This is a genomic window from Acinetobacter sp. WCHAc060042 (assembly GCF_003231195.1).
Taxonomy (GTDB): Bacteria; Pseudomonadota; Gammaproteobacteria; order Pseudomonadales; family Moraxellaceae; genus Acinetobacter.
Map to the genome: position 1 here is coordinate 23,110 of NZ_QKVN01000016.1, position 23,571 is coordinate 46,680.

General features: G+C 43.4%; 21 protein-coding genes. 11 read left to right on the plus strand and 10 right to left on the minus strand.

Translation table 11 applies throughout. The features are described 5' to 3' along the window. Positions 1–27 precede the first annotated feature (27 nt). Together dksA and gluQRS are read left to right on the plus strand one after the other, a co-directional pair. Positions 28–555, plus strand: coding sequence for an RNA polymerase-binding protein DksA (gene dksA / locus DPG01_RS08625; RefSeq protein WP_004692816.1), 528 nt, complete (start codon positions 28–30; stop codon positions 553–555). A gap of 2 nt (positions 556–557) precedes the next feature. After that, entirely contained in the window at positions 558–1,478 is a 921-nt protein-coding gene (gluQRS, locus tag DPG01_RS08630) for a tRNA glutamyl-Q(34) synthetase GluQRS (RefSeq protein WP_228156981.1), read from the plus strand. Positions 1,479–1,697: 219 nt separating this feature from the next. Here the strand turns inward: gluQRS and ftsW are convergent, their stop codons facing one another. The 5 genes from ftsW to DPG01_RS08655 form a co-directional block, all read right to left on the minus strand. Then, positions 1,698–2,894, minus strand: coding sequence for a putative lipid II flippase FtsW (gene ftsW / locus DPG01_RS08635; protein ID WP_086209762.1), 1,197 nt, complete (start codon positions 2,892–2,894; stop codon positions 1,698–1,700). A 19-nt stretch (positions 2,895–2,913) separates the two neighbouring features. Beyond that, entirely contained in the window at positions 2,914–4,260 is a 1,347-nt protein-coding gene (murD, locus tag DPG01_RS08640) for a UDP-N-acetylmuramoyl-L-alanine--D-glutamate ligase (RefSeq protein WP_110974811.1), read from the minus strand. A 159-nt stretch (positions 4,261–4,419) separates the two neighbouring features. Then, positions 4,420–4,671 carry a DUF6587 family protein gene (locus DPG01_RS08645; protein WP_110974812.1) on the minus strand — a complete coding sequence of 84 codons (252 nt, stop codon included), beginning with the start codon at positions 4,669–4,671 and terminating at the stop codon, positions 4,420–4,422. Positions 4,672–4,698: 27 nt separating this feature from the next. After that, a complete protein-coding gene (gene feoB / locus DPG01_RS08650; RefSeq protein ID WP_086209765.1) occupies positions 4,699–6,558 on the minus strand; it encodes a ferrous iron transporter B in 1,860 nt (619 codons plus the stop codon). Continuing rightward, positions 6,555–6,815 carry a FeoA family protein gene (locus tag DPG01_RS08655; protein ID WP_213033328.1) on the minus strand — a complete coding sequence of 87 codons (261 nt, stop codon included), beginning with the start codon at positions 6,813–6,815 and terminating at the stop codon, positions 6,555–6,557. The genes feoB and DPG01_RS08655 overlap by 4 nt, the downstream gene beginning before the upstream one ends. Before the next feature lie 174 nt (positions 6,816–6,989). Here DPG01_RS08655 and xerD point away from each other — a divergent pair, with 174 nt between their 5' ends. From xerD to thrC, 4 genes are all read left to right on the plus strand, one after another. Beyond that, a complete protein-coding gene (xerD, locus tag DPG01_RS08660; RefSeq protein ID WP_086209767.1) occupies positions 6,990–7,907 on the plus strand; it encodes a site-specific tyrosine recombinase XerD in 918 nt (305 codons plus the stop codon). Positions 7,908–8,034: 127 nt separating this feature from the next. Further along, positions 8,035–8,844, plus strand: a complete 810-nt coding sequence (locus DPG01_RS08665) for a DsbC family protein (RefSeq protein ID WP_086209768.1) — start codon at positions 8,035–8,037, stop codon at positions 8,842–8,844. A gap of 129 nt (positions 8,845–8,973) precedes the next feature. Continuing rightward, positions 8,974–10,278: a homoserine dehydrogenase gene (locus tag DPG01_RS08670; RefSeq protein WP_086209769.1), complete on the plus strand. Its 1,305-nt coding sequence runs from the start codon at positions 8,974–8,976 to the stop codon at positions 10,276–10,278. 64 nt (positions 10,279–10,342) lie between these two features. Further along, positions 10,343–11,482 carry a threonine synthase gene (thrC, locus tag DPG01_RS08675; protein ID WP_058868731.1) on the plus strand — a complete coding sequence of 380 codons (1,140 nt, stop codon included), beginning with the start codon at positions 10,343–10,345 and terminating at the stop codon, positions 11,480–11,482. 85 nt (positions 11,483–11,567) lie between these two features. Here the strand turns inward: thrC and DPG01_RS08680 are convergent, their stop codons facing one another. Further along, on the minus strand, positions 11,568–12,620 hold the full coding sequence (locus DPG01_RS08680) for a serine hydrolase (RefSeq protein ID WP_139841364.1): 1,053 nt from the start codon (positions 12,618–12,620) through the stop codon (positions 11,568–11,570). A 214-nt stretch (positions 12,621–12,834) separates the two neighbouring features. Between DPG01_RS08680 and DPG01_RS08685 the strand changes: the two genes are divergently transcribed. From DPG01_RS08685 to DPG01_RS08695, 3 genes are all read left to right on the plus strand, one after another. Further along, positions 12,835–13,470 carry a response regulator gene (locus DPG01_RS08685; RefSeq protein WP_086209771.1) on the plus strand — a complete coding sequence of 212 codons (636 nt, stop codon included), beginning with the start codon at positions 12,835–12,837 and terminating at the stop codon, positions 13,468–13,470. 22 nt (positions 13,471–13,492) lie between these two features. Next, positions 13,493–15,061 (plus strand): sensor histidine kinase, encoded by a 1,569-nt coding sequence (locus DPG01_RS08690; protein ID WP_086209772.1) that lies wholly within the window; start codon positions 13,493–13,495, stop codon positions 15,059–15,061. 72 nt (positions 15,062–15,133) lie between these two features. After that, entirely contained in the window at positions 15,134–16,498 is a 1,365-nt protein-coding gene (locus tag DPG01_RS08695; protein ID WP_416202564.1) for a sigma-54-dependent transcriptional regulator, read from the plus strand. A gap of 4 nt (positions 16,499–16,502) precedes the next feature. Here the strand turns inward: DPG01_RS08695 and DPG01_RS08700 are convergent, their stop codons facing one another. From DPG01_RS08700 to lptF, 4 genes are all read right to left on the minus strand, one after another. Next, positions 16,503–17,678: a S41 family peptidase gene (locus DPG01_RS08700; RefSeq protein ID WP_110974813.1), complete on the minus strand. Its 1,176-nt coding sequence runs from the start codon at positions 17,676–17,678 to the stop codon at positions 16,503–16,505. Between the two features lie 18 nt (positions 17,679–17,696). Continuing rightward, complete coding sequence (gene gpmI, locus DPG01_RS08705) at positions 17,697–19,244, minus strand: 2,3-bisphosphoglycerate-independent phosphoglycerate mutase (RefSeq protein ID WP_110974814.1); 1,548 nt, start codon at positions 19,242–19,244, stop codon at positions 17,697–17,699. Positions 19,245–19,366: 122 nt separating this feature from the next. Continuing rightward, positions 19,367–20,437: an LPS export ABC transporter permease LptG gene (gene lptG / locus DPG01_RS08710; RefSeq protein ID WP_110974815.1), complete on the minus strand. Its 1,071-nt coding sequence runs from the start codon at positions 20,435–20,437 to the stop codon at positions 19,367–19,369. A gap of 2 nt (positions 20,438–20,439) precedes the next feature. Beyond that, positions 20,440–21,540 carry an LPS export ABC transporter permease LptF gene (gene lptF, locus DPG01_RS08715; RefSeq protein WP_086209777.1) on the minus strand — a complete coding sequence of 367 codons (1,101 nt, stop codon included), beginning with the start codon at positions 21,538–21,540 and terminating at the stop codon, positions 20,440–20,442. A 158-nt stretch (positions 21,541–21,698) separates the two neighbouring features. On the opposite strand from lptF, the gene DPG01_RS08720 reads away from it, so the two are divergent. After that, positions 21,699–23,147: a leucyl aminopeptidase gene (locus DPG01_RS08720; protein ID WP_110974816.1), complete on the plus strand. Its 1,449-nt coding sequence runs from the start codon at positions 21,699–21,701 to the stop codon at positions 23,145–23,147. Next, on the plus strand, positions 23,140–23,547 hold the full coding sequence (locus DPG01_RS08725; RefSeq protein WP_110974817.1) for a DNA polymerase III subunit chi: 408 nt from the start codon (positions 23,140–23,142) through the stop codon (positions 23,545–23,547). Before DPG01_RS08720 ends, DPG01_RS08725 begins: the two co-directional genes overlap by 8 nt. Positions 23,548–23,571 lie beyond the last annotated feature (24 nt).

Sequence of the window (23,571 nt, forward strand, 5' to 3'; positions counted from 1 at the left end):
ATACGTATATGATGAGGATTGCCCTAAATGGCGAATGACAACCAAAATACTGTCTTAGACGAACAAACTGATGTTGTAGATGAAAAATCTACAAAACGCGTGCGCAAAACTAAGCCCAAAGCGACTGACGGTGGTTCTACTGCTAGCTTATTTGGTATTGAACCTTATCAGCCGAAAAAAAATGAAGAATACATGTCTGAAGGTCAGCTGGAGCACTTCCGCCAGATCTTATTGGCTTGGAAAGCAGAGTTGATGTCAGAAGTTGACCGTACACTCAACACCATGCAAGACGAAAACACCGCTTTGCCTGATGTGAATGACCGTGCGACACAAGAAGAAGAGTTTGCAATTGAACTACGTACACGTGACCGTGAACGTAAACTCATCCGCAAAATCGAACAATCAATTGAAGCGATTAAAAACGACGACTATGGTTTCTGTGAAACCTGTGGTATCGAAATTGGTCTGCGCCGTTTAGAGGCTCGCCCAACTGCAACTTTATGTATTGACTGCAAAACGTTAGCAGAAATCAAAGAGAAGCAAAATAACGGTTAATCATGTTATTTAATAATCCTCCCCCAACCCCTCCTTTACAAAAGGAGGGGGACAACAGGATGGCTTATGTGGGTCGGTTTGCGCCATCGCCAACCGGCCCTTTGCATTTTGGTTCACTCATTACGGCCGTTGCCAGTTATTGCGAAGCAAAAGCACATCAGGGCTTATGGTTAGTGCGCATTGAAGACACTGACATTCCCCGCATTTATCCTGGCAGTGAAAGCCATATCTTGCGTTGTATCGAAGCTTTCGGCTTTCAACCCGATGCAGAGATCATTTTCCAAAAAGATCGTCTCGATCTATACGAAAACGTCATTCAACAACTGCATCAACTCCAACTGGTCTATGCCTGTCAATGCACCCGCAAAATGCTCGGTTCTAATCACATTTATGCAGGTACCTGCCGTGACCTTGCTCTGCCTTTTGAGCAACAAGCCATTCGGGTGAAAGTGGAAGATCTCGAGATTTGTTTTGATGATGCGCTGCAAGGCAGACACTGCTCGCAGCTAGCACATGAGCTCGGTGACTTTGTACTGAAACGCCGTGATAGCATTATCAACTATCAGTTAGCAGTCGTAGTAGATGACTACCTACAAGGTATCACCCATGTGGTTCGTGGTGCAGACCTTTTAGACAATACCGAGCGACAAATTTATTTAGGTCAGCTCTTAAATTACCCGCATCTTAACTATATGCATCTGCCTTTAGCCATGAATGATCAAGGGCAAAAACTGTCTAAACAAAACATGGCACATGCACTCGATCTCAACCAAGCACCTGCTCTACTCGCTCAAGCGATACGCGCTTTAAATCAGCCAGCTGTCGAGTTAGACCACCCTGAACAAATGTTGCAACAAGCCATCGCACAATGGGATGTTTCGCTGATTCCGCATTGCACTACCCTGCACGGCACCTATGTATAGCAAAACGATTACGGCAGAAACTCAACACTAGGCATAGCATTCAACGTTTCAATTAAAGCAAATTCAAAACTGATGTAAACCATTACAGTTATATCCATCATAAAAGCATGAGGGATAAATGCACTGATGAAAAACAGAATTCAGGAACAGCTCAAACGCTATTCGCATAACAAAAAACATGTCCAGTATGCAAATAACATGATGAAAGAAGAATCAAGCTTAGAAGCTTGATTCTTCTTTCGTTGGGTTAGTGCTTTGTGTGCTGGCATCAATTTTTAAAATCAAACTAATCATCACTGCACACATAATCAGTGATGAACCGCCATAACTAATGAAAGGCAGGGTTAGACCTTTGGTTGGGAGCATCCCCATATTCATACCTGCATTGACCAAAATTTGCAGTAAGAAAATAATCGACACCCCATAAGCCAAATACCCCGCACGCAGGTACTGGTTTTTCAGTGCACGATGACCAATTTTGATACAACATACCAACATGGTAAAGGACAGAATTAAGACTGTCGTAATTCCGAAAAAACCAAACTCTTCACCTAAAATAGCCAGCATGAAGTCAGTATGAGCTTCTGGTAAATACGCCATTTTCTGCACGCTATGCCCAAGCCCTACACCAAACCACTCACCACGCCCAAAGGCCATCAAGGCATTGGAAAGCTGATAGCCTGTACCTAGTGGGTCTTCCCAAGGGTTAGAAAACGACATTAAGCGCTCAAAACGGTAAGGCTCAAACACAATCAAAAAGACAAAGGCCGCAAAGATTGCACCAAAAGCCATACCAAACTGAATGAGGGGTGCGCCAGCAAGAAAGAAGATGCCGAGCATCATCAAGCTAATCACTACGGTTGCACCTAAGTCAGGCTCCGCAATAATCAAACCCACCGTCAACAGCATAATGATGCCGAGACGAATCAAGCCTTTGATGTTGTTCCTTACCTCTTCAGCACGGCGTACCACATAGTCCGCCGTGAAAATCGCCATCATTACTTTGGCAACCTCAGAGGCCTGCAAGGTGAAGCCCGCAACACGAATCCAGCGGGTCGAACCATTCACCTCTGTACCAACAACCAATACCGCGGCCAGCAGTAAAATGGTTAAGATCCACAACGGAAAAGTATTGTTAAACCAGACATTGAGTGGTATTCGGTAGACGGCGTAGGCTAAAACACCCGCCACAACAATGGAAATCCCATGACGCAATACGTAGTGGAATGAATTCTCATGAAGGCGTTCAGCATACGGCATAGAAGCCGAAGCTACCATGATCGAGCCTAAACACAACAACGCTATCACACAAAAGATCAATACATTACGCGGTGTCACTTCACTGGGTACACGTGGCGCCCAACGGCTATAAAACTGGTTAATTTTATTGATCGTTGTCTGAGCAAACTCAGCCATCTCAATTTCCTTATTATTTTTAGTGGAGTTCTTGCACACAAGCGACAAACTGATGTCCGCGCTGTGGGTAACCACTGAACATATCAAAACTTGCACATGCAGGTGACAATAACACGACATCGTGGGCTTGGGTATGTTGTTGGCAAAGTGTAACCGCCTGCTCTAAAGTGTCAGCATGCAGTAAAGTCGTTGTTCCTGCCACGGCTTTTTCAATCAATACTGCATCTTCACCAATCAATACCGCCACTTTCACATATTTGCTCAAAGCTTCACGTAAGGCACTAAAGTCTTGCCCTTTACCTTGACCACCTAAAATGATCGCAACTTTGCCACCTTTGGCCGCAATTGCTGCACCTAAGCCATCAATTGCAGCTAAAGTTGCGCCGACATTGGTTCCTTTAGAGTCATTATAGTAACGGACACCCTCAACGTCTTTCACAAACTCACAGCGATGCTCTAAGCCTTTAAAGCTTTTCAGCGTTTCCAACATCGACTCAAGCGGAAGATTAATCGCTTCACCCAAAGCTAAACAGGCTAAAGCATTGGCAACATTGTGTGTGCCTTGAATATACATCTCTGCACTATTCAATAACCGTGTGCGGCCACGAGCCAACCAAATCGTACCATCATCATCTCTTAACACACCGTACTGATTCATATCAGGAGCATTTAAACCAAAGCTTTGCATTGGTGTAGCATCAGGTACCAAAGGACGAGTGAGCGAGTCATCACGGTTATGAACAACTTTTTTCACACCTTGGAAAATACGATGCTTCGCGGTGTGATAACCCATCATATCGCCATGACGGTCAAGATGGTCTTCACTCATATTCAGCACCACCGCAACCTCAGCCTGTAAATTTGATGTGGTTTCTAACTGAAAGCTGGATAACTCCAAAATATATAGGTCTGGATCATCCTTGGTTAAGTCTAAAGCTGGACGGCCAAGATTGCCTCCCACCGCGACTTTCACACCTGCATGTTCAGCCATCAGACCAATTAAGGTCGTCACGGTACTTTTTGCATTAGAGCCTGTAATCGCCATAATCGGTTTATCGGTTGCACGGCGTAGGATTTGAATCTCACTCACTACGGGAATGCCTTTGGCAATCGCAGCTTGAATTTCAGGTAGTTTCGGATCAAGCCCAGGACTAATAATGATTTCTTCAGCAGACAACAACAGCTCTGCGTCAAACTGACCAAAACTGGTTTGTACCTCTGCTGGAATTTGGTCATGACCGGGCGGGGTCGATCGAGAGTCCGTTACTGCAACGCGGTAGCCTTGGTTATGTAAAAAATTGACCGCTGCAACACCTGAAATACCGAGTCCTGCAACGACCTTAAGTCCACCACGTTGTATTAACATTTTCGCCCCATGCTTGGTCTGAAATTTATCTGCGGAAATGTTAGCACTTTGCTGTTTTGAATGCTTTTTCTGTTTTGACTTTCCCGCACTTTTTTTGTGTCAGTGCGTAAAAAAGCCGTCCCTATCGGACGGCTTTTTTATTTGTGAGTAAAAATCGTTTTATTTCCACTTCACCGCCTGAACTTCAGACTTTTTCGCACTGCTGTCTTCTGTCGCTGGGCAGGCACAATTTCCACCACACCCACCAGACATCGCAGGTTTTAACCACGCTGCTAAACGCGTCCAACCGCGTGCTTCACATAGCTCCGCCAAGGATGTGAAAACTGAACCTGATGTCTGAGGAAATACTTTCTTAAACACCACCACCGCACTCCAGATCACTAGAGCAGCAACAATTAGAACTTCAATCATCTCAATCTCCTCGCCTATTTACACTGATTAGCCCAAATAGTGCGTTGCAATTTGATAGGTCAGGAATGACATTAAATAAGCCAAACCAAACAAGTAAATGGTCATAAAACTCACGGTTTTCCATGAACCTGTTTCACGTTTGACCGTCGCTAAGGTAGCCAAACAGTGCGGTGCATAAATAAACCACACCAGTAAAGATAGTCCAGTCGCTACCGACCAACCGAGCTCACCACCACTACTGATCAGTGAAGCCAAGCCTTGTGACATAGCATCATCATCGACAGCAGATAAGGCATATACCGTACCTAGAGCTGCCACCACCACTTCACGGGCCGCCATGGCTGGAATCAAAGCAATACAAATCTGCCAGTTGAAGCCCAGTGGCGCAAAAATCGGTTGCAGTAAATGACCAAGCATCCCTGCAAATGAATAATCAATTTCAGGTAAAGTCGCGCCTTCAGGGGCTTGCGGGAAAGTACACAAGAACCACAGCAAAATAGACAAGGCGAAAATGATACCACCTACACGACGTAAGAAGATCTTGGCACGGTCAAGTAAACCAATCCAAATATTCTTCAAGTCAGGGAAACGATAGCTTGGTAACTCCATCATCAACATATGTTGTGACTTGTCTTTCTGGAAGAATTTCAGAACGAAAGATACACACAGTGCACTCACAATCCCTGCCATATATAAAGCGAACAACACCAAGCCTTGTAAGTTAAACAAGCCCCAAACGGTTTGATTGGGGATGAATGCTGCGATCAATAATGCATATACAGGCAACCGTGCTGAGCAAGTCATCAACGGTGCAACAAAAATCGTGGTCAAACGGTCACGGGGATCGCTGATGGTTCGTGAAGCCATGATGCCCGGAATCGCACAAGCAAAACTAGACAAGAGTGGAATAAAGGCACGTCCTGAAAGACCTGCCTTATACATCAGTTTATCCAGCAAGAATGCAGCACGTGGCAAATAACCTGATTCTTCCAACACTAAAATAAAGAAGAATAGAATCAGAATCTGTGGCAAAAATACCACCACACCACCTGCACCTGCGATGATTCCATCCACCACCAAACTGTTGAGTAAAGGTTGACTAATCACCCCACCTGCGGTTTCACCCAACCAGCCAAAGAAAGTTTCAATCCCATCCATAAACGGCGCTGCCCAAGCAAAAACCGCTTGGAAAATAATAAACATCATCACAGCGAGGCTGACTAAACCGAGAACAGGATGCAAGAAAATTTTATCCAGAAAATCTGTTCGTTTGTCTTCTTCATCAACATACTGCACCACATCGTGCAATACATTCTCAACCTTCTGATGCGCCGTATCACCTTTTAAACCTGTCAACTCAGTATAAGGCACAGCATATTTGCCCTGCTCTAAAGCACTGAGGAGACTTTCAATACCCGAGTTACGTACTGCAACGGTTTCAACAATGGGCACACCCAAACGCTCAGAAAGCTTTTGGGTATTAATTTGCATCCCACGGCGACGCGCTTCATCCATCATGTTTAAAACGATTAACATTGGACGACCCAATGCAATCAATTCAATCACTAAACCAAGATGAAGTTTGAGGTTGGTTGCGTCAACAACGCACAAGAAAGCATCTTGCTGACCTTCATCAGCAATTTTCCCCATCACCACGTCACGGGTAATCATTTCATCAGGGCTGGTCGCATCTAAGCTATACGTCCCTGGCAAGTCCAAGACGCGAACTGCTTGACCTGAAGGCAAACTAAACTGACCAACTTTACGTTCAACCGTTACACCCGCATAGTTGCCGACTTTTTGACGGGTTCCAGTCAGATGGTTAAATAACGAAGTTTTACCGCAGTTAGGATTACCTACAAGGGCAACACGCAAGGCATCACTCATCTAGGTGCTCCTTCGACTTGAATTTCAATTTTTTCAGCTTCAACTTTTCTTAGGGCGAAACGTGTAAAACCCACTTGGATTAAAATGGGATCGCCTCCAAAAACGCCTTTGGTAATCACCTGTACTTTAGTACCTGCAACAAATCCTAGTGTTTCAAGACGACTAGCCACCAAGTCAGTCTGAGCTTCGCCATCCAAAGTACGATTCACTTTGCTAATGATGGCAGTTTGTTTGACTTTTAAATCAGATAAACGCACCGCATCCAACCCTTTAATATTTTGAACAGTATACAAACAAATGAGAATAATTACCAAATCAGATTCGATAATGATTCGCATCTGTTATAACACATCGACAAGCGAGAATGATTACACTACATTGAATAAACCCCAATCATTGTTTTGTATTTTTTGCTGATGTGCTGAAAAGTTATGCTAAATAAAAAACCGCGTATACCTGCGCCTGTTCAAATTCCAACCCAGCTCAGCTTTTTACATGGCTTTAAAGATTACCTCATTGCACAAACTGTCAGTCCGCATACGCGAAATGCTTATCTTTCCGACTTACTACAATGTAGTGAGTGCTGTGCTGTGAGCATGCCCGAATGGAGCAGTGATGATATCGCTGATGTTTTACTGGCACTTACGAAACAAGGCAAAAGTCCACGTTCAATTGCGCGCTGTCTATCCGCCATGCGTTCTTTTTTTAAGTTTTTACGGGAACAAAAACTACGCTCCGACAACCCCGTCGCACTGCATAAAACGCCCAAAATTGGCCGCGCACTGCCTAAAGATTTATCTGAACAAGATGTCGATGCCCTGATTCAAGCACCCGATATTGAAACCGCTCTCGGACTGCGTGATCGTGCCATGTTTGAAGTATTGTATGCTTGTGGGCTACGTGTATCTGAGCTACTGAACCTCCGCCTAGACTTAATCAATTTAAAACAAGGCTATTTAAGAATTACAGGTAAAGGCAATAAAGAACGACTGGTGCCTTTAGGGCAAATCGCAGTGGAATGGGTCGAGAAATATCTGCAAGAGTCTCGCCCACAGTTATATAAATCTGCAACCGACTATCTGTTTCTCACTCAACATGGGGGCATTATGAGTCGGCAAAATTTTTGGTACGCCATTAAACGCTATGCCTTACAAGCAGGGATTCAAGCAGAACTCTCGCCACACACCTTACGCCACGCTTTTGCAACCCATTTACTCAACCACGGTGCGGACTTGCGTGTGGTACAAATGCTCCTAGGACACAGTGATCTGTCGACAACACAAATTTATACCCATGTCGCACAAGTGCGTATGCAGCAACTGCATGCCATGCATCATCCACGTGCTTAAAGCCATTAACAAATATGCATGGAAGACTATTTTTAGCAGGAAGGCTACGAAGTATTACCGAGTCTTCTGCTTTTTTTGTTATGCTTGGCGCTCTGTTTTTATAAAGTCAAAAGAAAAAGGGTTATCTATGTTATTTACCCGTAAGCCATTGTTCATTGCCTGTGTCCTTGCCTCCTCTGTTCTGGTCACAGCATGTTCAAACAATACTGAAGAAAAAAAACAAGACTCTTTAACAGCAAGCGCTCCGGCCACGGGTGAAGCATCGACATTGTCGGAACGCAATGCGAAACAACGTTTAATTGACACGCTTCAAAAGCATTTCAAAACAGCCAACATCAATGCCAAAATCATTGATATTAAAGCCACCGAAGTACCCAACCTATTTTGGGTGAATCTTGAAGGAATGAGTTCTGTCTATACCACAGCAGACGGCAAATATATTATCCAAGGGGATGTGATTCGCTTAGGCGATAAAACCCTCCACAATGTTAGTGATAACCTACAGGCTGAGGCCAATAAAAAGCTATTAGCAGAACTGAAAACTGAAGATCTACTGGTTTATAAAGCCAAAGGCAAGACCAAACATGTGGTTTATGTCTTTACCGATGCCAGTTGTCCCTACTGCCATAAACTGCATGAGCACATCCCTGAAATCACAGCTCAAGGTGTCGAGGTGCGTTACATTGCATGGCCACGTGGCGAGCAGTTCATGCCTGCTATGGAAAGCGTGTGGTGTAGTGCAGACCGTCAAGCTGCGTTTGATCAAGCCATTTCAGGTGTTCAACTGCCACCTGCAACTTGTAAAAATCCAGTGCGGGATCAATACCAATTAGGTCTAAACATGGGTGTAAATGGTACGCCTGCGATTTATAACGAAGATGGTGAATATCTCGGTGGCTATTTGACACCAAGTGAATTATTAAATCGACTTAAATAACTAATTTTTATTTGTTATTTAACTAATATTTATAGTTAAACATAAAGTTATTTCTTTCCTAGAGTCTCACAGTTTTTTTAGCTATGATCTAAGCTTGATTTAATATTTATAAGTAAATTGGAGTGTGACGTGAAACCAGTTCGTCTGGCAATCCTCGGTCTTGGTACTGTGGGTGGTGGTGCCCTTAAACTACTAAAAGAAAATGCTGCTGAGATTAAACGTCGCACCGGTCGAGAAATTCAAATTACCTATGTCGGCACACGTCGTCCACGTCCAGATTTAGAGCTTGATCCAAGTATTAAACAAAGCTCAGATTTGTTAGATATTGTGCGTCAACCTGATGTCGACGTTGTGGTTGAAGTTATGGGTGGCATCCACCCTGCTTATGAAGTGATTAAGGAAGCCATTCTTCACGGTAAGCAAGTCGTTACAGCAAACAAAGCCTTACTGGCTGAACATGGCAATGAGCTGTTCAAACTAGCAGATGACAATGCGGTGCAAATCGCCTATGAAGCTGCAGTTGCAGGCGGTATTCCGATTATTAAAGTCATGCGTGAAGGTTTAGCTGCCAACCGTATAGACTGGTTAGCAGGTATTATCAACGGGACAGGAAATTTCATCCTGACTGAAATGCGTGAAAAAGGTCGTGCTTTTGCAGATGTGCTCAAAGAAGCACAGGAACTCGGCTATGCCGAAGCAGATCCAACCTTTGACGTTGAAGGAATTGATGCTGCACACAAACTGACACTATTGGCATCTATTGCCTTTGGTATCCCGCTTCAATTCGATAAAGTCTTTACAGAAGGCATCAGCAAGGTCACTGCGCAAGATGTAAAATATGCTGAAGAACTGGGTTTCCGCATCAAACACTTGGGTATTGCCCGTCGTGCTGAAAACGGCATTGAACTCCGTGTACATCCAACGTTGATTCCTGAAGAGCAATTGATTGCCAATGTGAACGGTGTGAAGAATGCCGTATTGGTTCAAGCACATGCTGTCGGCCCAACATTGTATTACGGTGCAGGTGCAGGTGCAGGCCCAACTGCTTCTGCCGTGGTTGCAGACGTGATTGATATTGTCCGTGACATTTCTTATACCGAAGATGGTGCAGGAACAATTCCGCAATTGGCTTTTGAAGCATTAGCAGACTTACCTATTCTGCCACGTGAAGAAATGACCACAGGCTACTACATCCGTATTAATGCTGAAGATCAAACAGGTGTTTTGGCCGATGTCACCACAATTCTAAGCCGTGCTGGTATTAGTATTGATGCCATCATGCAGCAATCTCGCTTAAAAGACCTGATTCCAATCGTGATTTTGACTGATCCAGTCAAAGAATCAAAAATGGATGAGGCTCTTGCTCAAATTCAAGCCTTACCCGTCATTCATGGCGAAATCGTGCGAATTCGTTTAGAATCGCTTGATAATTAATCGGGTTGAGGGAAAGGCGCTTGTTCTCCCCTCACCAAGCTCTACACACAATTGGAACATCATCATGTCGAATGCCAATCGTTATACTGGTTTAGTTGACCGTTATCGCGACCGTTTACCAGTGTCTGCAACTACTCGCGCTATTTCTTTGGGTGAAGGTAATACGCCACTGATTAAACTTGAGAACATTCCACGTTTAATTGGCAAAAATGTTGAAATTTATGTGAAGTACGAGGGCTTAAACCCGACTGGTTCATTTAAAGACCGTGGTATGACCATGGCAGTCACCAAAGCCGTTGAAGAAGGCTCAAAAGCGATTATTTGTGCATCTACAGGGAATACCTCTGCAGCGGCAGCAGCTTATGCTGCACGTGCTGGCATCAAAGCATTCGTTTTAATCCCTGAAGGCAAAATTGCCATGGGTAAAATGGCACAAGCGATGATGTATGGTGCGATCACCATGCAAATTCGCGGTAACTTTGATGACGGTATGCGTCTGGTTAAAGAAATTGCAGATAAAGCGCCAGTAACCATCGTCAACTCAATCAACCCATACCGTTTGCAAGGTCAAAAAACCATTGCTTATGAAATCGTCGATGAGTTAGGTCGTGCACCAGATTACCACTGCCTACCAGTAGGTAACGCAGGAAACATTACTGCACACTGGATGGGTTATACCGAAGCAGTTGCCAATCAACCTGCAGATCAATTTGAGCAAGTGATTTACAATGCTGAAACTGATCAATTCACAGGTCCAAAACCTGAAGGCCTACCAACCATGGTGGGTTACCAAGCAGCAGGTGCTGCACCTTTCTTACGTGGTGCACCCGTTGAAAACCCTGAAACAGTTGCAACAGCAATTCGTATTGGTAACCCACAAAGCTGGAACCATGCGAAAGCAGTGGTTCGTGACTCTCAAGGTTGGTTTGACGAACTGACTGATGCAGAAATTTTAGAAGCACAGCGTTTACTTTCAATGTATGAAGGTGTCTTTGTAGAACCTGCTTCTGCAGCATCTATTGGTGGCGCAATCCGTGACATCAAAGCCGGTAAAATTGCAGAAGGTTCTGTGATTGTCTGTACCGTGACAGGTAATGGTCTAAAAGATCCTGATACTGCGATCAAGCAATGTTCTGACGCAGTTATGCTTTCAATTGATGCAACTTTAGAACAAGTTCGTGATTCAATTTTGTCGAATATGTAAGCTGAGTTAAAAGAAGAAGCCCTGCATATGCAGGGCTTTTTTGTGACTCAATTTTTGTTGTTGAGTGAACAAAAACAAAGTCAGGTTAAATACGTTTTGGTAATTGACTTGCCCAGTTCATTAGGCGCGTTGCATCATTGGTACGTGCTGCAGAGGAGTCCGCGCCCAATAATACCACCACTGCTGGACGGTTATTTAAAGTGGTATGCATCACCACACAACGACCAGCTTCATTAATGAAACCTGTTTTTGAAATATTAATATTCCAGCCACCATTACGAACTAAGGCATTGGTATTATTTGATTTTAATACACGATAACCCAAGTTAAAATCATAGCTTGCTGTGGTTGAGAACTGACGAATCAGACCATATTGTGATGCGGCATTAACCAAAATACCCAAGTCACGTGCTGAAGCCACATTACCCGGATGTAAACCTGTTGACTCCATATAATGCGTTGAATTCATGCCCAAAGATTTTGCTTTGGCATTCATCGCAGCAACAAAAGCTGAACGTCCACCTGGATAAGTCCGAGCAAGTGCTGATGCTGCAGGATTTTCTGATTTCATTAAAGCAAATAACAAAGCCTCTGCACGGTTCATACTATCACCCGCACGTAGAGATGAACTTGAACTTTTACAGCCTGAACACGAAAAGTCTGCTTGCTGTAAAGTAATGTTCTCAGACATATTTAAGCGTGCATCTGAAATCACCACCGCGGTCATCAGTTTGGTAATGGACGCAATCGGCAGCGCAGTATTACTGTTTTTACTGTACAGCACCTCCCCAGTATTGCCATCCATGACTAATGCCGCACGTGCATTGACAGTTGGCTGGTTAGAATATTTCGATGTATCGAAAATTTGTGCAGTTTTAGCTGTGCTATTGGTAACAACGCCATTTGAGCTTCGAATACTGGTGGTGACTTTTGTTGAACCCTGCGGAGCGTACTCCTCAGGATCTTCCATCATCTGATCATTAAGAAGCTGTTCTGCATCCGCAGCAGACCAACTCATAGTTGCTTGGCTCGATCCCGAACCCGGGTTGACCACCAAGTCTGCAAAGCTATGGGTACTACTGGTCATTACAATTGACCATCCCAATAGATGCATTAAAAATTTATTTGATTTTTTCACTTTTATTCACTCAACTTCATAACCCATAAGATACATTTGCGTATCCACGCCCATTGCCTTACATTTGTACACAATGCGAATAGCATTGCCATCAACAGTGCGCATATCTTTTCAAATAAGCCTAAGAATAGGATTGCTAATTTTGTCGTTTCATTGCAAGCTTATTTTGCTTTATGTAACAAAAAATATGGTTTTTATAGTGAGGAAGTGCTAGGTGATCACAGTTTTAGTAGTAGATGACCATGAGTTAGTGCGTACAGGGATTTGTCGAATGCTCGAGGACCATGCCGATGTTCAAGTCATTGGCCAAGCTGAATCTGGTGAAGAAGCCATTAACCTTGTTCGTCAACATCATCCGAATGTCGTTTTATTAGATGTCAACATGCCTGGGATTGGTGGGGTAGAAACGACACGCCGTTTACTACAAACCGCACCTGACACTAAAGTTTTAGCCGTCAGCGGTTTAGCGGAAGAGCCTTATCCATCGTTATTACTCAAAGCTGGGGCTAAAGGTTACATTACCAAAGGCGCACCTGTAACTGAAATGGTTCGTGCCATCAATAAAGTGATGCAAGGCGGTAAATACTTCAGTGCTGATATTGCTGAGCAACTGGCCAGTTCTTATCTATCCGATACACAGACGTCACCTTTTGATGCCTTGTCTGAACGTGAAATGCAGGTCGCGATGATGGTGGTGAATTGCATCAGTGCGCAGGAAATTTCTGATAAACTTTTTGTCAGTGTAAAAACAGTCAATACCTATCGTTATCGCATTTTTGAAAAGCTCAACATCGACAGCGATGTAAAACTCACTCACTTAGCGATTCGTTACGGGCTGATCAAACCCTAATGTCTGCTCACTAAAGACCGACATGGCTCGACACAATAGCAATATTCAACTCAACCAATACCGCTTAGGCATTTGGTATGCGTCGTATCGACTGTTTATTGGCTGTTGTTTACTGCTGGTATTTTTACTGACCTATGCGCAACTGTTTTCAAACTACCAGTATCCAGCACTATATCGCTATGTACTGATTGGCTTTATTTTTATCAGTGCTTTTCAGCTCCTGAGCCTCAAGAATATACGGACACATATTCCGCTTCAGCTTACCTTACTGTTCATTGTCGATGTTGTCAGTCTCAGTTTACTCACCTTCGCCACAGATGGCCCTAACTTACAATTAAGTTTACTATTTGTGATCACGATTTTTGCCTCTTCCTTATTGGTGGATAAACAAAAAGCGCTCATCATTACTTTGATCGCAGTGATTACACTGGTTTATCAGCATTTTATTGGGACATTATTTTCAATTAGTTCACTCAACACCATTGGCAACAGTGCAGTGCTCGCCTTTTTATTTTTTGTGGTGTATGGGTCAGGTCAAATTGCTGTTCGACGCTTCCAATTCCTTGAAAACATAAACTTTTACCAATCTCAAGAATTAGATCAACTGCAAAATATTAACCGTTATATTCTTGAGCAAACCGAGCTGGGTTATTTGGTTCTCGATGAAAACTGCCATATTGTACTCAGTAACCCTGCAGCATGTGCACTCTTGGGTATTTCTCCGATTTATGCCAATGACAAATACCCTTTGTATAAAGCACAACCTGATTTATTCGAGCTACTCAAATTCGACCAACTGAAAAATGGGGAAAAATTCCAATTTAAATCACAGTTGAGTCGCTTTCAAATTCAAATCGAAATTCAAAAACTACAAGTCCCGAATCAAACGCTGACTTTATTTGTGCTGCAAGACGCACAGAAAATTAATCAACGCGTACAACAACTCAAACTGGCTGCACTGGGCCAACTTTCTGCCAGCATTGCACATGAAATTCGCAATCCTTTGGCAGCCATCACTCAAGCCAATGAACTGATGCAAGTCAATGGCCCACAACAAGAACTATTGCATAACATGATTGCCAAACAAGCTTCACGGATTGATAAAATTATCGGCGACACACTGAGCATGGCACGAAGTAAAGAAACCTATCCGACTTTAATTGATGTCGCAGCTTTTTTAGAACGTTTTATCATTGAAGATTTGCCCGATGTCAAAGAGCAAATTGACTGCCGTATTTCAGATCAAGCTTATATTCAGTTCGACGAACAACAACTGAGACAAGTGCTGATCAACCTGATTCGAAATGCCATCCGGCATAATGCAACGGAAGCTGAACATATTCAAATTCGCGTCTATAGCTATAAAAACCTTGTTCACATTGAGGTTTGCGATTTTGGAGACGGGGTCGCCACTCAGGATCAAACTACCTTGTTTCAACCGTTTTTCAGTACCTCAATCAATGGAACTGGTTTAGGATTATATTTATCCCATAGTTTCTGCGAAGCCAACCAAGCTAAGCTATACTATGTAGAACAAAAAATAGGGGCATGCTTTCGGATTGAATGCCCTCGTATAAACAATGACGTGTAATTTTCGGGGTTAAGCGTGGAAAAAAAACCACTTGTCTTATTGGTGGATGATGAACAAGACTTATGTACACTGATGCAAATGTCTTTAAGTCGAATGGGGATTGATACGCATATTGCCTATCGCTTACAGGAGGCTGTTCAAGCACTTAAAACACATCAATATGATGCCTGTCTGACAGATTTGAATTTACCCGATGGTAATGGATTAACGCTGGTGGATTTTATTGCTCAAAATTATCCTAATCTACCTGTAGCTGTATTAACTGCTTATGGCAACATGGATGTCGCGATTGCCGCATTAAAAGCGGGTGCTTTTGATTTTGTCAGTAAACCAATCAACCAAAAGCATTTAGAGCAACTTTTACAAAAAGCCTTTAACCAGCCTATCAGCCAGCTACATATTCAAGAAGATACGCTTGAACACAAACTGTTAATTGGTCAATCCCTTCCTATTCAACAGCTTCGTGTGACCTTGAAAAAAATTGCCCGTTCACAAGCCCCTGTCTTTATTACAGGTGAATCAGGAACTGGTAAAGAAGTGGTAGCCAATTTGGTACATCGCCTGAGTAACCGTAATGAAGGGCCATTTATTGCCATCAACTGTGGTGCTATCCCGACAGAACTGATGGAAAGTGAACTATTTGGACATCGTAAAGGTAGTTTCACAGGGGCAACCCAAGACAAACAAGGCCTGATCCTTTCTGCACATGGTGGCAGTCTATTTTTAGATGAAATTGCAGAACTGCCACTAACCATGCAAGTCAAACTCTTACGTGCAGTACAAGAAAAGCGTATTCGTCCCATTGGTAGCGATACCGAAATTGATGTCGATTTCCGTGTGATTAGTGCCAGCCACCAAGACCTTGAAGCCTTAGTACAACAAGGTAAATTCCGTCAGGACTTATATTTCCGCATCCATGTTATGGACATTGTACTGCCTGCCCTACGTGAGCGCGGTAATGACATTATTCTTTTGGCACAGCATTTCATTCAGAAAATCTGTCAAGAGTGGGACATCCCGGTCAAAACCCTAAGTGAACGTGCACGTGAGTTTTTATTGGCCCAATATTATCCGGGCAATGTGCGTGAACTGCGCAATATGATGGAACGTGCCATCACTTTAAGTGATGAAAGCAGTATTGACTTACCGCACTTGCAAACCGCCCCACTGCGACCGATTGCACAGGCCAACTATACTAATGCCACACAACAGGGTGCGATTGGTACTGATCAACTTAGCCCTGTGCCTTCACGCAAATTACCTGAAGAAGGCTTAGAGCTGTATTTAGAAAAAATTGAAAAAGAAATTTTGATGAATGCACTCAATCTCACCCACTGGAACCGAACACTGGCGGCTAAAAAGCTCGGCATGTCATTCCGTTCTTTACGTTATCGCTTGAAGAAATTCGGACTCGATGGTGAAGACGATTCCGTTTAAAGACTTAACGACGGTTAATTAAAATCTCTGCCACATGTTCAACATAGCTTTCGTCTTTGAGTTCGTGTGGCATTGGATAAACCTGATTTGGCGCAATTCCTACCCCTTCAATCATCTGACCAGTTGGCGTGTAATAGTGAGACACGGTCATTTGCAAAGCTGCACCATTGGACAGTGGAAAAAGTTTCTGCACGACCCCTTTGCCATAACTTTTCTCACCAATCACCCATGCTCGCCCATGTTCCTTGAGCGCCGCAGTAAATACTTCTGCCGCTGATGCAGAGCGATCATTGATTAAAATTCCTACTTTCAAGTTTTGAAACTCAAAGCTTGGTAAGGCCTGAAACTGCTGATCACCCTCAGAGCGGCTTTTCGTTGAAACAATGACGCCTTGATTTAAAAATAGATCAGCAGATTCCACTGCAGCAGACAACAATCCTCCCGGGTTATTCCTGAGATCAATCAACACTGCTTTTAGACGCGACGAATGGTGTTCTTCAATCAACTGTTGAATTTCGTTGGCGGTATCTTGTTGGAAAACACGAACTTTCAGCACCAATACTTGGTTGTTCAATAACTGAGACTGAATATCTGTTTCAACCTTTCGGGTTCTCACCACATTGATTGGAACAGAATTAGCTTTCAACTGAAGGCTCACCGTACTGCCGATGGCACCACTGAGTAAATCATTCACCTGAGTATGGCTGAGCTTATGTAATTCCTGATCATCTATTTTAAAAATGGCATCTGCATTTTTTAAACCCAATTTGCTCGAGTCTGAATCAGGTTTCAGCCCACGTATCAGCCATTGTTGTAAGCGGGAATCAAATACTAAACCAAAATCTACCGAAGCCAAATCTCCTTCAGTATATTGCACCAACTGCTTATATTCTTGCGGTGATAAATAGCGGGAATAACGGTCTAAACCGCCGACCAAGCCTTTAATGGCCTGTTGAAAAAGAGCATCATCACTGCGTTCAGCCACATAATTATCTTTGACTAAACCATAAATTTGCACAAATTGTTGAATGGATTCTATTGGAACCTCAACATAGCCCTGTTCCAATTCATCATCAAAAGCAGGTGCAGTCGCTGTTTTTGCAACAGCACCCACTGGGTGGATCAAAGCAAAACCTAAAGCAATCATTACACCTATTGAAGTCCACGATGCTTTTGCCATTTATCCACCCAAATTGATTTATACGTCTAATGTAATTAAGTTACGACCTTGCATTTCTGTAGGAACAGGAATGTGCATTAAGCTGAGTAGCGTTGGTGCGACATCAGCCAATACGCCACCTTCAGCGATGGTTGCTTGCGTTGGTCCTACATAAATGAACGGCACGAGCTCTGTGGTATGCTGAGTATGTACCTGACCGCTATGATAATCCTGCATTTGTTCAACATTACCATGGTCAGCCGTAATTAACATATGACCTTTTTGTGCCATCACCGCTTCATAGACACGGCCTAAGCATAAATCAACGGCTTCCACTGCTTTCACCGCAGCATTAAACACGCCCGTATGGCCAACCATGTCGCCATTGGCATAGTTCACCACCAACAGATCAAACTCGCCTGAGTTAATCGCAGCCACCAATTCATCGGTTACTTCATATGCGCTCATTTCTGGCTTGAGGTCATAAGTCGCAACATTCGGTGAAGGAATCAAAATACGTTTTTCACCCAGATATTCATCTTCACGGCCACCGCTGAAGAAAAACGTCACATGTGCATATTTCTCAGTTTCAGCAATACGCAATTGGGTTTTGCCAAGGTCTGAAAGATATTCACCAATCGAGTTTTTCAATGCTTCAGGCATATACGCTACAGGCGCATCAATACTGGCTTGGTAACGTGTCAACATGACAAATTTCGATAAGTTGGGTACGACTTTACGTGCAAAACCTGCAAAATCTTTTTCAACAAACGCTTTAGTGATCTCACGTGCACGGTCGGCACGGAAGTTCATAAAGACAATACTGTCACCATCTTCAACTTTCACAGCATCGCCAATACGTGTTGCTTTGACAAACTCATCCGACTCATCAGCCGCATAAGCCAGTTCCAAACCTTCAACTGCCGTAGCCGCAGTACGTGTAGCTTCAGACTCTGTGAGTAAGCGATAAGCTTGCTCTACACGGTCCCAACGATTGTCACGATCCATCGCAAAATAACGACCAATCAAGCTGACAATACGTCCTTGATTTGGATATTGAGCAAACAATGCATCTAATTTTTCTAAAGAGGGTTGAGCACTGCGTGGCGGCGTATCACGACCATCTAAGAAGGCATGAAGGTACACGGTTGCACCACGTTTTAACGCAAGTTCAGCCATAGCCACAATATGATCTTCGTGTGAATGTACCCCACCTTCAGACAACAAGCCCATGATGTGTACCACACCACCCGCTGCTTTGGCTTTTTCAACAGCATCGACCAACACTTCATGCTCAAAAAAAGCACCTGTGCGAATGTCTTTGGTGATTCGGGTAAAGTCTTGATAGAGCACACGCCCTGCGCCCAAGTTCATATGACCCACTTCAGAGTTGCCCATTTGACCATCTGGTAAGCCGACGTCTTCACCAGAGCCTGAAATTAAGCTATGCGGATGCTTTGCTTCAATCGCTGTTAAATTTGGTCGATTTGCTGCTAAAAATGCATTGTCTTCGACCGCCTCACGATGACCCACACCATCCATAATCACCAATACGTGAGGAATTTTGCCAGCAGTTGCATCCGCCATAATAAACACTCTTTTTTGTCTACAAATTAATCGCTATATCTTACCGAATTTTCGGTCAAGACTCTATGCAGGCATGATGGTTTAACACCATCATTCGCATTGTTTTCTTCAATATCGTACAGTTAACGCGCACGTTGTAATAAATAACCGCCTGCTGTAAACATCAATAAGATCGGCACAAAAACAAACCACGCAGGTGATGGTGAATACACCAAACTTGCATACCCCAAGAAGTCTTGTAGGTAAAAGAATCCTAAACCTGTAAACAGTGCAATCACCAAACGAAAGCCCATCGACTGTTGGCGAAGTGGACCAAAAATAAAGGAACACGCAATCAACACCAAGGCAATTAAAGCAAATGGAGAGGCCACTTTCTGCCAAAAAGCCAACTGATACGTTTTAGGCACTTGGCTGTATTCATGCATATAACTCATGAAACTAACCAATTGACTCGGTGATAGATCTTCAGGATCAATAGTCACCATATGTACATATTTCGGTTGTAAAGCTAAGGCCAAAGGCATCTCAGTTGCTTTTTGTAAAGACGCATTCCCCGTTTCCAGCAAATCGACTTGTGCAGTATTCTGTAAAATCCAACGGCCATCTTGTACAAATTGCCCCTGTTCGGCATTCAATACCCCTTTTAAACGGGCATCCCGATCAAAGTCGACCACTTGCACATTTTTCAATTGACCTTGAGAGTTGGCATAATCGACATAAATAAAGCGTTGCCCTTCTCGCGTCCAATAACCACGGACTTCGCCCAACTCAGCAGCAGTTCGATGACTTTTCACACTTTTGGCTTGCTCATTGGTATAGGGAATCACCCATTCACTTAGAGCAAAAGACAGCACCACTAAAATCAATGCTGAACGAATCACCCAACCGACGATCCGCCAAAGACTCACACCAACAGAGCGCATCACTATCAGCTCACTGTTCGATGCCAAAGTGCCCAAGCCCAATACAGAACCAATCAGTGCTGCAATCGGCAGAATTTCATACAAATATTGTGGTGCCCCCCATAGGACGTAGCGTAAAGCATCCAACGCCCCATACCCATCTTTGAGAGAGCCTAACTCACCTAAATAAGTAAACAGAATTTGTAGAACTGATAAAATGGCTGTGGCACCTATCATTGCCATCGCGGTGGTTTTGGTCACATGTTTTGCGACTATACGACGTGCGAACATGATTAAGACCCCGCTCGTTGTAATGTTTTCTTAATTTTGGGTGCAAGCTTTTGTTTACGAGAAAACAGTGCTGCTGCAATCGCATAAATCACCAAAATCAGTGGATAAGCCCAAATGCCCATTTCTTCTTTGCTGACCCGAGTTTTAATGGCCATTAACGCCACAATCAGACTGGCAAAAATCAGTAATGCTGGAAACAGCTTTAAATAACGCCCTTGACGTGGACTCACTTCAGATAAAGCTACAGCAAGCATCAATGCGACCACAATCGCAAAAGGCACAAAAATACGCCAACCCAATTCACTCGCCACGACAGGATCATTACGATTATCCCAAAGTTTCACAGTAGACAGTGCTTCAACATCAGCACTTTCAAACTTCGCTTCTTTATCATTTTCTAAGCGTAGACGATAAGACTGAAACTCCGCTTGCGTATAACGCGGCTGTCCTGGATAAATTTCATAACGTCGACCCTGTACCAAGTCCACCACATTGGCAGGATCATTTTTAATTTCAACACGTGTGGCTTCTTTGGCCAAAATCATGACATCAGGCTTACCCTCTTTTTCAGCACGCTGATAAAAGAAAATATCTTTGAGATTCTTGCGGTCTTCCGACAAATCACCTGCATAAATAGTATAAGGGCCAGATGAAATGAACTCTTTAGGACGAACCAGATCAAACCCTGTTCGTACTGCCTGACTGGTGGTGAGTTGTTCAAATTGACGAACACCCCACGGCGCCATCCACAACATTAAAATTGCTTGGACAGCAAGATAAACCACCGTAAGTGGAATCAGAAGCCGTCCTAACTGATTACGACTAACCCCACTACCATTAAGTACCGCCATTTCATGATCGACATATAAACGACCAAACACCAGCATCAAACCAATGAAGAAGCCTAGAGGAAGTATGAGCGTTAAAAATTCAGGCAAACGATAGCCAATAATGCTAAATAAAATACCTGCATCCAAGCGACCTTGTGCGGCTACACCAAAATACTTGATCAAACGACCGCCCATCATGATCAAGGTCAATAAGGCAATCACAACCAAGGATGTCGACACCACTTGTTTGACCAGATAACGCCGAATAATCAAATTAATGCTTCCAAAAATAGGTGAATAAAAACTAGCGCTAGTTTACCCGAATAGTGAAAATATAAAACCTGTACTCTTGTTGCACTTTGCAACTCTATTCATGTTAATGTTTCAGTGGTTTAATCATTTTCAAACTTTATAAGGCTTAAATAAAACTTATGAAACTCTCTATTAATACGTCATTCGCAGAGAATACGTCTAGCCAATTTTTGTTGATATTAGTAGATTCTGAAAACACTCAACAGCTTACAAATAGTTATCAAATTAATGATTTAAACAACTTAGTTGAGGCAGCTCAGTTTAAAGCCGCTTTCAATGAAACCTTAAGCCTCATTGCTCAAATCCCAACAAGCCCAAATGCAGCATTGTTAGGAATTGGTAAAGCTGCTGAATTACAAACAGCAAAACTGGCTAAAGTTGCACAAACTATTATCAAAGCTTCACAAAAAAAATTCAAACACATCAGTATTGATCTTTCAGCCCTCCCAACCGAATTGCATTATTTATTTGCCCTAAGCTTGACGCAAGCAGCGTATGCTTTTGACGAATTCAAATCGAAAAAAACAGAGGCTGTGCTTGAACACATTAGCTTCATTGCAACCAACTCGACACTGAATGATGCACAGCTCAAATTGATTGAAGCAGTGCAATCAGGTCAAAGCTTTGCACGTGACTTAGGTAATCGTCCGGGCAATATCTGCTTCCCTGAATATTTAGCTGAACAAGCTTTAGCTCTAGCAGCTCAATACCCTGACCTGCTCCGCGTTAATGTCCTCGATGAACAGCAAATGGCTGACTTGGGTATGCACTCTTTCCTTGCAGTGAGCAAAGGCTCAGATCGCCCAGGCCGTATCATCACGATTGAATATCAAGCAGACCGCCCTGAGGCACCTGTGGTCTTAGTCGGTAAAGGCATCACTTTCGATACAGGTGGTATTTCACTCAAACCAGGTGCAGGCATGGATGAAATGAAATTCGACATGTGTGGCGCTGCCTCGGTTTTAGGTACCCTACGGGCTCTTTGTGAATCAGGTTTAGCCATTCATGTCGTAGGTACGATTGCTGCGGCTGAAAATATGCCATCAGGTAAGGCAACGCGCCCAGGTGACATTGTGAGCACCATGAGTGGCCAAACCGTTGAAATTTTAAATACTGATGCTGAAGGTCGTTTGGTGCTGTGCGACACCTTGACCTATGTAAAACGTTTTAATCCCGAACTGGTGATTGATATTGCAACCTTAACAGGTGCTTGTGTCGTTGCACTCGGTTCTGTACTCACAGGAATGTTTACTCCTGATGATGAATTAGCAGCAGAATTATCCAACGCAGGTCAAAACAGCTTTGACCGCGTCTGGCGCATGCCGGTGATTGATGATTATCAAGAACAACTCGACTCCCCATTTGCCGATATTGCCAACATTGGCGGGCCTAAAGCTGGTGCTGTGACGGCGGCTTGCTTCTTGCAACGCTTCACCCGTGATTACCGTTGGGCGCACTTAGACATTGCAGGTACAGCATGGAATTCGGGCGCCAATAAGGGTGCAACAGGGCGTCCAGTGCCTTTACTGATGCAATTCTTAGCCAATCGTGCGCAATCTAATGGCTAATATTAGCTTTTACCTGTTTGAACAAAGTCCTGAACGACAAGTCGAAAGTGCTTGTCGTTTATGCCGAAAAATCTTGCGCCAACCAGAGCGAATCTGGTTGTATGCAAGTGACACTGAACGACAGCAGCAATTAGATGAACGGTTGTGGAGTTTTGATCGTACAAGCTTTATTCCGCATGGCATTGATCAAATTGAGGCTCGAATCTGTATTTCAGGCCAACTGCCCGAACAATCCGATTGGATTGTGTTCAATTTTAACGATCGAGCTATTGAACAGTTCGAAAAATTTAGCCACATTATAGAAATTATTGAAAATAACGAGTCGGCCAAACAACAAGGTCGTGAAAAATTTAAACAGTATCGACGTTTAGGTGTGGAAGCTCGAACCTTCAAGCTCTAAACCTTTCCACCGTTGACATAAGGA

Bases quoted from the DNA above. Each gene is read 5' to 3' on its own strand.
- dksA (WP_004692816.1), top strand. From the start codon at position 28: ATGGCGAATGACAACCAAAATACTGTCTTAGACGAACAAACTGATGTT.
- gluQRS (WP_228156981.1), top strand. From the start codon at position 558: ATGTTATTTAATAATCCTCCCCCAACCCCTCCTTTACAAAAGGAGGGG.
- ftsW (WP_086209762.1), bottom strand. From the start codon at position 2,894: ATGGCTGAGTTTGCTCAGACAACGATCAATAAAATTAACCAGTTTTAT.
- murD (WP_110974811.1), bottom strand. From the start codon at position 4,260: ATGTTAATACAACGTGGTGGACTTAAGGTCGTTGCAGGACTCGGTATT.
- DPG01_RS08645 (WP_110974812.1), bottom strand. From the start codon at position 4,671: ATGATTGAAGTTCTAATTGTTGCTGCTCTAGTGATCTGGAGTGCGGTG.
- feoB (WP_086209765.1), bottom strand. From the start codon at position 6,558: ATGAGTGATGCCTTGCGTGTTGCCCTTGTAGGTAATCCTAACTGCGGT.
- xerD (WP_086209767.1), top strand. From the start codon at position 6,990: ATGCTAAATAAAAAACCGCGTATACCTGCGCCTGTTCAAATTCCAACC.
- DPG01_RS08665 (WP_086209768.1), top strand. From the start codon at position 8,035: ATGTTATTTACCCGTAAGCCATTGTTCATTGCCTGTGTCCTTGCCTCC.
- thrC (WP_058868731.1), top strand. From the start codon at position 10,343: ATGTCGAATGCCAATCGTTATACTGGTTTAGTTGACCGTTATCGCGAC.
- DPG01_RS08690 (WP_086209772.1), top strand. From the start codon at position 13,493: ATGGCTCGACACAATAGCAATATTCAACTCAACCAATACCGCTTAGGC.
- DPG01_RS08695 (WP_416202564.1), top strand. From the start codon at position 15,134: ATGCAAATGTCTTTAAGTCGAATGGGGATTGATACGCATATTGCCTAT.
- DPG01_RS08700 (WP_110974813.1), bottom strand. From the start codon at position 17,678: ATGGCAAAAGCATCGTGGACTTCAATAGGTGTAATGATTGCTTTAGGT.
- gpmI (WP_110974814.1), bottom strand. From the start codon at position 19,244: ATGGCGGATGCAACTGCTGGCAAAATTCCTCACGTATTGGTGATTATG.
- lptG (WP_110974815.1), bottom strand. From the start codon at position 20,437: ATGTTCGCACGTCGTATAGTCGCAAAACATGTGACCAAAACCACCGCG.
- DPG01_RS08720 (WP_110974816.1), top strand. From the start codon at position 21,699: ATGAAACTCTCTATTAATACGTCATTCGCAGAGAATACGTCTAGCCAA.
- DPG01_RS08725 (WP_110974817.1), top strand. From the start codon at position 23,140: ATGGCTAATATTAGCTTTTACCTGTTTGAACAAAGTCCTGAACGACAA.